The following is an 11,278-nucleotide window of genomic DNA, read 5'->3' as shown; positions in this document are numbered from 1 at the left end:
CCCGTCGTCGTTCCCGCACGGCTCGGGAACCGGCCCCCGCACGGCTCGGGGACCGGCCGTCCCGGTCCTACGCGCCGGCCGCGACCGGGCGGACCGTCACCCCGTCGCCGCGCCGGACGGCGCCGGGACGGGTCACCCGCACGATGACGCCGAACTTGTTCTCGTGCTCCTCTATCAGCCACTTCTGCAGCTGCGGCCAGCGCTCCCGGCCCTCCGGGTCCCAGCTGGGCACCGCGCACCGGATGCACGGCCCCGTCCTCTCCCCCGTCACCGCGAGCTCCGCCTCGCCCACGGTGAGCACGGTGCCGTCCGTCCAGCGCTCCTCGGCGAAGGCGGGCGCGTCGAGCTCCAGGTGCAGATTGGGCCGGAACCTGAGCAGGTCCACCGGCGCCCCCAGCTCCTCCTCCAGCGCGGCACGGGAGGCCTCGGTCGTCACCAGCACGGTCGGCCCGCGGTCCTGCTGCCCGTCGGCGGCGCGCAGGCGCAGCGGGGTGCCCAGGAACGCGGCCAGCGCTCCGGCGAGGCCCGGGTCGTCCCACCGCCAGACGATGCCGTCCGGTCCCGTCAGCGCCGGCGTCGCGCCTCCACCCGTGCCGTCGCCGGCGCCGCCGGCGGGGTAGCCGCTGCTCCAGTGGAGCGTCTCCGGGCGCTGCCGCACGGTCAGCGCCTTCCCCTCACGTCCGTCGCGCTCGTCGACCAGCGCGTAGGCCCGGTCCCCGGCCATGCCCCGGTCGTCGAGACGCGCCTGCTCGATCTCCTCACCCCGCAGCGACTTCACCGGCCACCGCAGGACCCGCCGGACACTCCCCTGGTACGTCGTCATGCCCCCAACGTAGCGACACGGCGGACACGCGTGCCCGGGCACGGCGGGCGCACGCCGTACCCGGGCGGGTCGGTAGAGTCGCCAGAACCATGAGAGAACACACGATCACCGCGCTGTGGGAGGAGATCCCCGACGACGCCGACGACCTGGACGTGGTCGGCGGCGCCTTCCGGGTCTATCTCTGCCCGTGCGGCAAGCAGCTGCCCGACCGCACGGCGGCCGAACTGCACGCCATGGAGACCGACCAGTGCACGACCTGCCTGGGCTCGGGCAGCGAGCAGATCGTGCCCGGCTACGCGCAGCCCTGTACGGCCTGCGCGGGCAGCGGCCGGCGCAGGGCGCAGCTGCAGTGGCAGCTCGCCTACGCCGAGGCCGAGACCACGATCACCGTTGAGATCGTCCGTACGCTGATCGCCCCGCTGTCCGGGCCGTTCCGGCTCTCCGAGGTCGCCGACACCGTCCGGGACGTCCTCGGCCTGCCGGTGGGCCGGCTGCCGGTCGGCCCCCGCGTCCGCGACATCCTGCGGAGCCTGGAGGCCGCCGGCGAGCTCGTCATGGTCTCCGCCCCGGACGAGCTGCTGCGCGGCACCTCCGTGGTGCTCTACCGCGACCCCTCCTGGGAGCACGTCCGCGCCTGAGGCGCGGTCTCAGCGCTCCTCCAGCACCTCCTCCAGCGGGCGCCGGACGCCCGGGGTGTCGTCGAAGGTGAAGCCCAGCCGCATGATCATCTGAGGGTGCTCCCCGGAGCAGAGCTCCTGGCGGACGAACTCCCGCAGGTGGAACATCTCCAGCGCCTGGCTGTGGAAGGCCGCGCTGATCCCGTGGGCGTAGGCGTGCAGGAGCACGCGCTGCAGCGCCTGGCCCGCCGTGATCCAGTCGGTGCGGGAGTCGCCCGGCGTGGTCAGCACCGCCACCACCCCGGCGGAGGTGGAGACGAACTGGTCGGCGTCGTTGCCCCAGCCGTGGCCGCGGGCGTAGTCGCGCTGGGCGAAGGGCGGATCGGTCCGCCGTGCCCGGCGGGGATAGCCCTGCGCGGGCACGCCGTCCCGGCGGGGGCTGCCCGGCGGGCGGGCCCAGCGGACCACCTCGAGGCTGAAGACCCGGTCCTGGGCCTGCACCTCCTGCGCGGCGGTGGTGAGCGCGGAGAGCACCTTGACCGTGCTCTCCGAGCGGACCACCCTCAGGTGCGCGCCCTCGGCGGCCCCCTGGTCGGCGAGGTCCTCGACCAGGCGGCCGGGGACGGGCAGGTCGGTGAAGCCGGCCCGGTGGGTGCGGCGGTGCTCGATCTGCGCGTGCAGCAGCCGGGTGTGCTCGTCGGGCCGCACGTCCTCGCCCGGCCGGACCGTCGCCAGCAGCGAGGGGCGGTCGGGGTCGGGCAGCACGCGCACCAGCGGCTCGTAGCCGAGCCTGCGCAGGGTGAGCCGGGCGTTGTGCAGAGCGGCCCCGCAGCCGATCAGGAGCTCGCGGCCCTCCGGGTCGCCGATCGTGAGCCTGCGGTCGGGGTCGGCGGCCAGGCGGATCTCCCCGCCCTCGATCGTGAAGGTCCAGGGCTGGGTGTTGTGCACCGACGGCGCCCACACGGCGGCCTCCACCGCCCTGCGGAGCGTGAAGGCGATCTCCTCGGCCGTGCGGGTCTCCGTTGTGTGAGCGGTCATGTCAGCACCTCACATCAGATAGAGGGGCGGGATCCGGATCAGGTCGTCCGCCTCGTGGCCCAGGTCTTCCTGGACGGCGAGGACGCCGTCGATCGCGCGGATCGCGGCGACGAGGGGCAGGATCTGCGAGTGGAAGCCGATCCGGCCGGTGAGGGTGACCACGCCCGCCTCGACGGCGACGTCCATCCACTCCCTCGAGACGTGGAGGCGCTCGCAGACGGCGGTGATCTCACGGTCGATCTCTCCGGCCGGCCGGCTGAAGATCTTGAGCAGGTCGCCCTGCCGGACGGTCCCGGCGACCCTGCCGGTCAGCGCGTCGATCACCGGCAGCTGCTTGACGCGGTGGTCGTGCATCAGCCGGGCCGCGTCCCTGACCGGGGTGGCCTCCGTGACGGTGATCGCCGGGGCGGTCATCAGCTCCGCGGCCGTGGCTCCGGCCGCCTTCCGGTGCTCCCGGCGGCGGGCCCTGCCCTCGAAGAGGGAGCCCGCGGGAGCCGGCGGGTCGATCTCCTTGAGCAGCAGGTCGTCCTCCGACACCACGCCCAGCGGGCGCCGCTCCTCGTCGACGACGACGACCGCGCTGGTCTCGAGGCTGCGCATCACGGCGACGAGGTCGGCGAACGGCATGCCGGGCCGGACGGCCACCGCCGCCGTGCCCATGACGTCCTTGACCTTCATGGTCCTTCTCCTTCGGTTCCCGGTCGGCGCCCTGTCGTACGTCGGCCTCCCTGCTCTCAGCATCCCCGGGCGGATCCGGCCGGATAAGCGCCGAAGGTCCCTCACGGGAGGGACCTTCGCAACCGGCCGCGGGGGCGCCGGAGGGGCATGCGAGGGATATCCGAAGAGCGTCCGAGGGACGCCGAGGGACGCCTGGGGACGCCTGGGGACGCCGGATGGGGACCGCGGCGGCCCCGCGGGACTTCCGCGAGGGCCGCGCGCGGGCTCTCCGGGCCCGTGCCGGGATCAGGCGGTCGGCGCCGGGGCCTGCGTCCTGCCCCGGGTCACGCGCTTGCGGAACACCCAGTACGTCCAGCCCTGGTAGGCCAGGACCACGGGGGTGAAGACGGCCGCGACCCAGGTCATCACCGTGAGCGTGTAGGGCGTGGAGGAGGCGTTGGTCACGGTCAGGCTGTTGGCCGGGTCGAGCGCGGGCATCACGTTCGGCCACAGGTTGCCGAAGAGGGTGACGGTCACCGCGAGGATCGCCACCGCGTTCGCGGTGAAGGCCCAGCCGTCCCGGCCGCGCAGGGTCGCCAGGAGCGCGCCGGCGATGCCGAGCGCGGCCAGCGCGGCGGTGGCCCAGGTGGCCGGCTTGCCGAGCATGACCTGGGTGATCACCAGGAAGGCGCCGCCGGCGACCAGCGCGGCCGCACCGGCCTTCTTGACCCAGCCCACCGCGCGGGCGCGCAGCTCGCCCTCGGTGCGCAGCGCCAGGAAGAGCGCGCCGTGCAGGGTGAACAGCGTCAGCGTGGCCAGGCCGCCCAGCAGGGCGTAGGGGTTGAGCAGGGTGAGCAGCGAGCCGGTGTACTCGTGGTCGGCGTCGAGCGGCACGCCGCGGACGATGTTGGCGAACGCCACGCCCCACAGCAGGGCCGGCAGCAGCGAGCCGAAGAACAGGGAGCGGTCCCAGCCCCGGGTGCCGTCGCTCTTGTTGCGGTACTCGATGGCCACGCCGCGCAGGATGAGGGCGACGAGGATGAGGAAGAGCGGCAGGTAGAAGCCGCTGAACAGGGTGGCGTACCACTCGGGGAAGGCGGCGAAGGTGGCGCCGCCGGCGACCAGCAGCCAGACCTCGTTGCCGTCCCAGACGGGGCCGATGGTGGCCAGGACGGTCCTGCGGTCGGTCTCGTCCCGGCTGACCAGCGGCAGCAGGATGCCGACGCCGAAGTCGAAGCCCTCCAGGACGAAGTAGCCGATCCACAGGACGGCGATGAGCAGGAACCAGACGGTGGTGAGTTCCATGGGGGGATCCTCAGTAGGAGAGCGCGGGGGTGGTGCCGGTCCCGGTCTCGGACTCGTCGCCGGACCCGGTCACCCCTTCCACGGGACCGATCTTGATGAACTTGAGCAGGAGCCGGATCTCGATCACCGCGAGCACCCCGTAGAGCAGGGTGAAACCGACCAGCGTGGTGGCGACCTCGGCGACGTCCACGCCGGGCGAGACCGCCGAGGCGGTGGTCATGATCCCGTAGACGGTCCACGGCTGGCGGCCCATCTCGGTGAAGATCCAGCCCAGTGAGTTGGCGAGGAACGGCAGGCCGATGCCGAGGACGGCGATCCGGTAGAACCACGGGCTGCTCGGGAGCCGGCCGCGGCGGGTGAGCCAGAGCCCGGCCAGGGCGAGCAGCCCGGCCAGCACGCCGAAGCCGATCATCAGGCGGAAGGTCCAGTAGGCCAGGCCGATGCTGGGCTTGTAGTCCCCGGGGCCGTAGAGGGCCTCGTAGCGGGCCTGGACGTCGTTGATGCCCTCGACCTCGCCGTCCAGGGTGTTGGTGGCCAGCAGGCTGAGGCCGTACGGGATCTGGATGTTGACGTGGTTGCGGCCGTTCTCCACATCGCCGACGGCGAACAGCGAGAACCCGGCGGACTTCTCGTCCTCCCAGAGCGCCTCGGCGGCGGCCATCTTCATCGGCTGCTGCTCGGTCATGATCTGCGCCTGCCAGTGGCCGCTGAGGGCGACGCCGGCCGAGGCGACGAGGGTGACGGCCATCGCGATCCGCGCCGAGGCGCGGAACAGCTCGACGTCCTTCTTCTTCAGCAGCTTCCAGGCGCTGACGCCGAGGACGAAGGCGCCGGCGGTGACGAACGCGCCGAAGATGACGTGCGGGAAGGTCGCCAGGGTGGTGACGTTGGTGAGCACCGCCCAGATGTCGGTGAGCTCGGCACGGCCGGTCTGCTCGTTGATCCGGTAGCCGACCGGGTGCTGCATCCAGGAGTTGGCCGCCAGGATGAAGTAGGCGGACAGGTTCGTGCCGATCGCGGCCAGCCAGATCGTCGCGAGGTGGAGGCGGGGCGAGAGCCTGTCCCAGCCGAAGATCCACAGTCCGAGGAAGGTGGACTCCAGGAAGAAGGCCATGAGCCCTTCCATCGCCAGCGGGGCGCCGAAGACGTCACCGACGAAGCGCGAGTACTCGCTCCAGTTCATCCCGAACTGGAACTCCTGCACGATTCCGGTGACCACGCCCATCGCGAAGTTGATCAGGAAGAGCTTGCCCCAGAACTTCGTCAGCCGCAGGTAGGCGGGGTTCTTCGTACGGTGCCAGGCGGTCTGCAGGCCCGCGACGATGATCGACAGGCCGATCGTCAGCGGGACGAACAGAAAGTGGTAGACCGTCGTGATCCCGAACTGCCACCGGGACAGGTCCAAGACGTCCATGGGGACTCCGTCTCAAGAGTAATTTCATCCCCAATAGTCCCGATAGACCGGAATCAAGCCGTAGGGACAGCGGTCCCCCGCCGGTGGGACCTTGGTCCTCTCCTCACCAGGACCACCAGCACCACCCCTGTGACCGCGGCCACCGCGGCGGCCATGGCGAGCACGCCGAGCGACCCGGTGAGCACCGCGAGCGGCGGAGGCGGGCCGGGCCGCCGGAGCGGGGCGGTCACCAGGGCGGCGGCGGCCAGGCCCGCGCACCGGCCGGCGGCGCTCGCCGGGATCCACCACCACGCCCGCCCCAGGTGCCCGCGGAGCACACTCCACTGCAACAGCCCCACGGACACCGCCATGGCCGTACACCCGGCGGCGAGGACCGGCCAGGGGACGACCGGCGGCCCTCCGCCGAGCGTCACCGGGACCGCGCCGACCGACCAGGCGAGCACCGCCCCGGCCGCGGTCGCCCGCACCCACACCCCCGTCGGCACGGCCGGCAGCGCGGTGCGCAGCGCGAAGGCCTGGCCGAGCCCGAGCAGGATCCCCGCCCCCGCTCCCGCCAGGATCAGCACCGGGGCCCGCAGCAGCGGCCCGACCGCTCCGGAGACGAGCAGTAGCGCCGCGACCGCGGCGGGCAGCACGAGCCCGGCGGCCTCCCCCGCCGTGGCGGCCAGGAACCAGCGCCGCCACAGTCCCCGCCGCGAGCCCGTGCCGTACGGCTCCGCCACGGCCGGGCGGTCCAGGCGGATGCGGATCCCCACGCCGTCACGGGCCCGGGCGGGCCGGGCGGCTCCCGCGGGACGGCCGGGGGCCGCGGCCATCTCCAGCAGGGTCTCCGCGACCCGGTGCGGGTCGTGGGACACGCTCGCGGTCCCCTCCCACCAGCGGCCCCGCAGCAGCACGCGGACCGGGGCCCCGCCGTCCGGGCCGCCGTCCAGGTCGTGCCACCACCGCTCGCTCCGGCGGCTGACCAGCAGCAGCTCGCCGCCACGGGCCACGTAGTCCGCCGGCACGGTGGCCTCCCTGCCGGTCCTGCGGTCCCGCACCGTCACCAGGACCACCGAGCCGCTCAGCAGGTCGTGCAGGGAGGAGCGGAGCAGCCGGCGGACGACCGGGGCCACCAGGCGGTCGCGCAACGCCTCCGGCAGCCCCCCTGTGCCGGACCCGCCGCCGGACCCGCCGCCGCGCCCGTCACCGGACCCGGTGGCCGGTCCTGTGCAGGGCCCGGGGACGGGCGCGGGCGCGGACGGCCGGTGCGCGAGCGGCCGGTGCATCACCATGTCATCCTCGTCATCCTCCAGCGGTCCGTCCTCCATTCGACCCCGCGCCCGGCGCCCGGCGCAGGGGCCGAAAGACCCGTCGTGCCGGGACCTTTCGACCCTCGGACGTGCGAGGCGCCCCACCTGCCCTACGATGGCGGTCGATCATGACGGCCCGCCCGCGGCCGGAGCGCGGGTTAGAGTCACGTGGGCGGGGGGAGGTCCGCAAGTGATCCGGGTCGCAGCGCCCGGGACCCGGGCGTTCCCGTGTCCGGGACGGCTCCGCCCGTCATCCGCCTCTCGTTGGGAGACTCCGATGACCGAACGCATCACGGCCCCCGGCGACCTCGGCCGCCGGGTCGCCGCCCGGCGCGAGTCCCTCGGCCTCAGCCGGGAGCTGCTGGCCGAGCGGGCCGGGATCGACCCCGGCTACCTCGCCTATCTGGAGGAGGCCGCCGCCTCCCCGACCGGCGAGACCGTGCACCAGCTGGCCACGGCGCTGGAGACCACCCCGGAGGAACTGCTCGGCGGCACGGTCGACCTGCCGCCCGGGCAGGGGACCTCCGCCTCTCCGCCCCTGCTGGAGAAGCTGGACCGGAGCGAGTGCCTGCACCTGATCTTCCCCGGCGGCATCGGCCGGGTGGCCTTCAACGACGCCGGCGGACCCATGATCCTGCCGGTCAACTACGTGCTCCACGACAACTCCGTGATCTTCCGTACCTCCGTCGGCGGGCCGATCGACGAGGGCCTGCGCACCGGGGCCGAAGGGGTGGAGTTCAAGATCGCCTTCGAGGTCGACCGGATCGACGACCCCAACCGGGAGGGCTGGAGCGTGGTCGTCCGGGGCGGCGCCCACCTCGTCTCCTCCCCCGACGAGCAGTCCGCCGTGGAGGCCGCGGGCGTGCACCCGTGGGCGGGTGGCGAGCGCGGCCTCTACATTAAGATCGTCCCCACCGAGGTCTCCGGCCGCCGCATCCGGCACGGCCTGTGACCCGCTCCCCGGCCCGGGGCGCTCTCCCGGCCGGGTGCGGATCGCCTCGCCGGGCTCCGATGGTCTACCGTCGAAGAGAGGGCCGGCCGGAAGGTTCCGGCCGCCCGTGGTCGAGGTGAGGAGAGCTGACGGCATGGATGTGATTCGCGTGGTCCTCGTGGACGACCACGAGGTGGTACGGCGCGGCGTCGCGGCGCTTCTCGACTCCGAGGACGACATCGAGGTCGTCGGGGAGGCCGGGACCGCGGAGTCCGCCATCACCCGCATCACCGCGCTCCAGCCGGACGTCGCGGTGCTGGACGTGCGCCTGCCCGACGGGAGCGGCGTCGACGTCTGCCGGGAGGTCCGCTCCCGCAGGCCGGAGCTGGCGTGCCTGATGCTGACCTCGTTCGCCGACGACGACGCGCTGTTCGACTCGGTGATGGCGGGCGCGTCGGGATACGTCCTCAAGCAGATCCACGGCTCCGACCTGGTCGGCGCCGTGCGCACCGTGGCGTCGGGGCAGTCGCTGCTGGACCCGCAGACGACCGCGTCCATGCTGGCGCGCCTGCGCGACCAGGAGAGCCGGAAGGACCCTCTCGCCGCGCTCTCACCGCAGGAGCGGCAGATCCTGGACCTGATCGGCGAGGGGCTGACCAACCGCCAGATCGGCGAGCGGATGTTCCTGGCGGAGAAGACGGTCAAGAACTACGTCTCCAACCTGCTCGGCAAGCTCGACATGCAGCGGCGCACCCAGGCCGCGGCTTTGGTCACCCGGCTGAAGGCCGAACGCGGGGAGCGGGGAGACCTTCGTCCCTGGTGAGAGCGGCCGGGGCCGGACGATGCTGAAGGCATGAAAGTCGACTCGGCCGGCCTCCGGGTGCTCTCCCGCGCCGAATGCATACAGCTCCTGGCGTCCACGCCGCTCGGGCGCATCGTCTTCACCGACCGGGCGCTTCCCGCCATCCAGCCGGTCAACTACACGCTGGACGGCGACACCCTGGTGATCCGGACCGCCGCCGGCTCCAAGCTGGCCGCCGCGGTGCGCGACACCATCGTGGCCCTGGAGGCCGACGTGTTCGACTCCGACGGCCGGACCGGCTGGTCGGTGACCGTCGTCGGCCAGGCGCACGCGGTCGGGGACGTCCACGAGGTCAGCCGGCTGGCCCGCCTCCCGCTGGCCCCGTGGACGTCCCGGACCGCGGAGCCGGCAGGCGGGGCGGACCACTACATCGTGCTCCCGATCGAGCAGGTGTCCGGCCGCCGGGTCTGCACGCACCCCTGAGCCGCGCCGCCCCGTCCCCCAGCGGGTCCGCGCCGTCCCCATCCCCGTCCCGCGCCGGGTCCGCGCCGTCCCCGTCCGTGCGGCCCACCTCGCGCGTCCCGTCCGCACCGGCAGGGGGCGGTCCTCTCATCCCCGGGCGAGCGGCACCCGCCAGCGCAGCAGGGTGCCGCCACCCTCGGCGCGCCCGGCGGTGAACTCCCCGCCCAGGCGCTCGGCCCGGTCCGCCAGGTTGCGCAGGCCGCTGCGGCGCCCGCCCTCGGGCAGGCCGACCCCGTTGTCGGCCACCTCCAGCAGCAACGTGCCGCCGGCCGCCTCGACCAGCACCTGGGCCCTGCTCGCACGGGCGTGGCGCGCGATGTTGGACAGCGCCTCGCGCAGCACCGCCCGCAGTTGCTCGCCCACCTCGTCGGGGACCGTGTTGTCCAGCGGTCCCTCCAGCCGGATGCCCGGCATGAAGCCGAGCTGCTCACGGGAGGCCTCCACCAGTTCCGTCACCCGGCCGCGGAGGCTGCGGGCCGGCCCGGCCTGCGGCGTCTGCAGCGCGAAGATCGTGGAGCGGATCTCCTTGATGGTCTGGTCCAGCTCGTCCACCGCGTGCTGCAGCCGGGCCGACGCGCCCGGGTCGTCCACCATGCGGACCGTGCTCATCAGCGTCATCGCGACCGCGAACAACCGCTGGATCACCACGTCGTGCAGGTCCTTGGCGATCCGGTCGCGGTCCTCCAGCAGGCCCAGCCGCTCGGCGTCGCGGCGCGCGTCGGCCAGCTCCAGCGAGATCGCCGCCTGCCCGGCCAGGGACTCCGCCATCCTCAGGTCGCCCTCGTTGAAGGGCGGCGCCCCGTTCCGCTTGGCCAGCCCCAGCACGCCGCGGGCGCCCCCGGTCCCGCCGAGCGGTACGGCGATGGCCGGGCCGAGCGGCACCTCCGCCAGGTGCTCCGGGTGGCCCATCAGCTCCCGCAGGTCGAGTGCGCTCTGCGACTCGCCGGTGCGCAGTACGACGCCCGCCAGCGACCGGTCCACGGGCATGTCCCGCCCGCGCAGCTCCCGGTCGCCGAAGCCCTCGGCGATCTCGATGCGCACCGCGTCGCCGTGCGGGAAGCTCACCGTGACCGTGTCGGCCTGCGTCAGCTCCCGGACCCGCCGGGCCATGGCGGTGAGCACCTCCTCCGGCTCGTCGCCGGAGAGCAGGCTGGTGGTCACCTCCGACGAGACCCGCAGCCAGTCCTCCCTGCGGCGGGTCTCCTCGTACAGGCGGGCGTTCTCGATCGCCACGCCGGCCGCGGCGGCCAGCGCGTTGACGACGGCCTCGTCCTCCTCCTCGAACTGCCCGCCGCCGCGCTTCTCGGTCAGGTAGAGGTTGCCGAACACCTCCTCGCGCACCCGGACCGGCACGCCCAGGAAGGAGCGCATCGGCGGGTGGCCCTCGGGGAAGCCGTAGGAGTCGGGGTGCTCGGCGAGGTCGGCCAGGCGCAGCGGCCGCGGCTCCTTGATGAGCAGGCCGAGCAGGCCCTTGCCGTGCGGCCAGTGCTCGATGGCGGCGATCTCGTCCTCGGTGAGGCCGACCGGGATGAAGCGCTCCAGCGTGCCGCCCTCGCCGATCACGCCGAGCGCCCCGTAGCGGGCGTCGGCCAGCGCGGCCGCCGCCTCGGTGATGCGGCGCAGCACCGTCTCCAGGTCGAGGTCGCTGCCCACCGAGACCACGGCCTCCAGCAGGGCGTGCACCCGGTCGCGGGTGGCGAGCACCGTCTCCAGCCGGTCATGCAGCTCCGACAGCAGGTCGTCCAGCCGCATGTGCGGAAGCAGAGATCTCTCGCCCACGCCCGTCCCCTCCCGTCCGTCAGGCAGACCCACCCCTCAAGTCTTCCATCCGGGCCCGGAGGCTCAAAAGACAGGCACCCGCCCCCTTTTCTCCCTTC

General features: G+C 73.5%; 11 protein-coding genes. 4 read left to right on the top strand and 7 right to left on the bottom strand.

Annotated elements, in window-relative coordinates; translation table 11 throughout:
* Window positions 1-67 precede the first annotated feature (67 nt).
* Window positions 68-823, bottom strand: coding sequence for an MOSC domain-containing protein (locus tag ACFOWE_RS25145; protein ID WP_377291935.1), 756 nt, complete (start codon window positions 821-823; stop codon window positions 68-70).
* An 89-nt stretch (window positions 824-912) separates the two neighbouring features.
* Here ACFOWE_RS25145 and ACFOWE_RS25140 point away from each other — a divergent pair, with 89 nt between their 5' ends.
* Complete coding sequence (locus tag ACFOWE_RS25140) at window positions 913-1,461, top strand: hypothetical protein (RefSeq protein WP_377291933.1); 549 nt, start codon at window positions 913-915, stop codon at window positions 1,459-1,461.
* A gap of 9 nt (window positions 1,462-1,470) precedes the next feature.
* Here ACFOWE_RS25140 and ACFOWE_RS25135 read toward each other — a convergent pair whose 3' ends face one another.
* The 5 genes from ACFOWE_RS25135 to ACFOWE_RS25115 all read right to left on the bottom strand — a co-directional run bounded on the left by ACFOWE_RS25135 (window position 1,471) and on the right by ACFOWE_RS25115 (window position 7,128).
* Window positions 1,471-2,478, bottom strand: coding sequence for an Acg family FMN-binding oxidoreductase (locus ACFOWE_RS25135; RefSeq protein ID WP_377291932.1), 1,008 nt, complete (start codon window positions 2,476-2,478; stop codon window positions 1,471-1,473).
* Window positions 2,479-2,487: 9 nt separating this feature from the next.
* Window positions 2,488-3,156, bottom strand: a complete 669-nt coding sequence (locus ACFOWE_RS25130) for a CBS domain-containing protein (RefSeq protein ID WP_377291931.1) — start codon at window positions 3,154-3,156, stop codon at window positions 2,488-2,490.
* Between the two features lie 285 nt (window positions 3,157-3,441).
* Entirely contained in the window at window positions 3,442-4,440 is a 999-nt protein-coding gene (gene cydB / locus ACFOWE_RS25125) for a cytochrome d ubiquinol oxidase subunit II (protein ID WP_377291930.1), read from the bottom strand.
* Window positions 4,441-4,450: 10 nt separating this feature from the next.
* A complete protein-coding gene (locus ACFOWE_RS25120) occupies window positions 4,451-5,854 on the bottom strand; it encodes a cytochrome ubiquinol oxidase subunit I (RefSeq protein ID WP_377291929.1) in 1,404 nt (467 codons plus the stop codon).
* A gap of 53 nt (window positions 5,855-5,907) precedes the next feature.
* Window positions 5,908-7,128: a hypothetical protein gene (locus tag ACFOWE_RS25115; RefSeq protein WP_377291928.1), complete on the bottom strand. Its 1,221-nt coding sequence runs from the start codon at window positions 7,126-7,128 to the stop codon at window positions 5,908-5,910.
* A gap of 295 nt (window positions 7,129-7,423) precedes the next feature.
* On the opposite strand from ACFOWE_RS25115, the gene ACFOWE_RS25110 reads away from it, so the two are divergent.
* From ACFOWE_RS25110 to ACFOWE_RS25100, 3 genes are all read left to right on the top strand, one after another.
* Window positions 7,424-8,098, top strand: coding sequence for a helix-turn-helix domain-containing protein (locus ACFOWE_RS25110; RefSeq protein ID WP_377291926.1), 675 nt, complete (start codon window positions 7,424-7,426; stop codon window positions 8,096-8,098).
* Window positions 8,099-8,231: 133 nt separating this feature from the next.
* Window positions 8,232-8,900, top strand: a complete 669-nt coding sequence (locus ACFOWE_RS25105) for a response regulator (protein ID WP_377291924.1) — start codon at window positions 8,232-8,234, stop codon at window positions 8,898-8,900.
* 30 nt (window positions 8,901-8,930) lie between these two features.
* Window positions 8,931-9,362, top strand: a complete 432-nt coding sequence (locus ACFOWE_RS25100) for a pyridoxamine 5'-phosphate oxidase family protein (RefSeq protein WP_377291922.1) — start codon at window positions 8,931-8,933, stop codon at window positions 9,360-9,362.
* Between the two features lie 126 nt (window positions 9,363-9,488).
* Here the strand turns inward: ACFOWE_RS25100 and ACFOWE_RS25095 are convergent, their stop codons facing one another.
* Window positions 9,489-11,180 (bottom strand): sensor histidine kinase, encoded by a 1,692-nt coding sequence (locus ACFOWE_RS25095; protein ID WP_377291920.1) that lies wholly within the window; start codon window positions 11,178-11,180, stop codon window positions 9,489-9,491.
* Window positions 11,181-11,278 lie beyond the last annotated feature (98 nt).

Origin of the sequence: Planomonospora corallina, from assembly GCF_042650625.1 — a bacterium.
Lineage (GTDB): Bacteria > Actinomycetota > Actinomycetes > Streptosporangiales > Streptosporangiaceae > Planomonospora_B > Planomonospora_B corallina.
The sequence above is the reverse complement of the archived record's forward strand: the minus strand, read 5'-3'. Positions and strand labels throughout refer to the sequence as shown.

Coding starts and splice junctions, on each gene's coding strand:
- ACFOWE_RS25105 (WP_377291924.1), top strand. CDS start 8,232: ATGGATGTGATTCGCGTGGTCCTCGTGGACGACCACGAGGTGGTACGG.
- ACFOWE_RS25100 (WP_377291922.1), top strand. CDS start 8,931: ATGAAAGTCGACTCGGCCGGCCTCCGGGTGCTCTCCCGCGCCGAATGC.
- ACFOWE_RS25120 (WP_377291929.1), bottom strand. CDS start 5,854: ATGGACGTCTTGGACCTGTCCCGGTGGCAGTTCGGGATCACGACGGTC.
- cydB (WP_377291930.1), bottom strand. CDS start 4,440: ATGGAACTCACCACCGTCTGGTTCCTGCTCATCGCCGTCCTGTGGATC.
- ACFOWE_RS25135 (WP_377291932.1), bottom strand. CDS start 2,478: ATGACCGCTCACACAACGGAGACCCGCACGGCCGAGGAGATCGCCTTC.
- ACFOWE_RS25130 (WP_377291931.1), bottom strand. CDS start 3,156: ATGAAGGTCAAGGACGTCATGGGCACGGCGGCGGTGGCCGTCCGGCCC.
- ACFOWE_RS25140 (WP_377291933.1), top strand. CDS start 913: ATGAGAGAACACACGATCACCGCGCTGTGGGAGGAGATCCCCGACGAC.
- ACFOWE_RS25145 (WP_377291935.1), bottom strand. CDS start 823: ATGACGACGTACCAGGGGAGTGTCCGGCGGGTCCTGCGGTGGCCGGTG.
- ACFOWE_RS25115 (WP_377291928.1), bottom strand. CDS start 7,128: ATGGTGATGCACCGGCCGCTCGCGCACCGGCCGTCCGCGCCCGCGCCC.
- ACFOWE_RS25110 (WP_377291926.1), top strand. CDS start 7,424: ATGACCGAACGCATCACGGCCCCCGGCGACCTCGGCCGCCGGGTCGCC.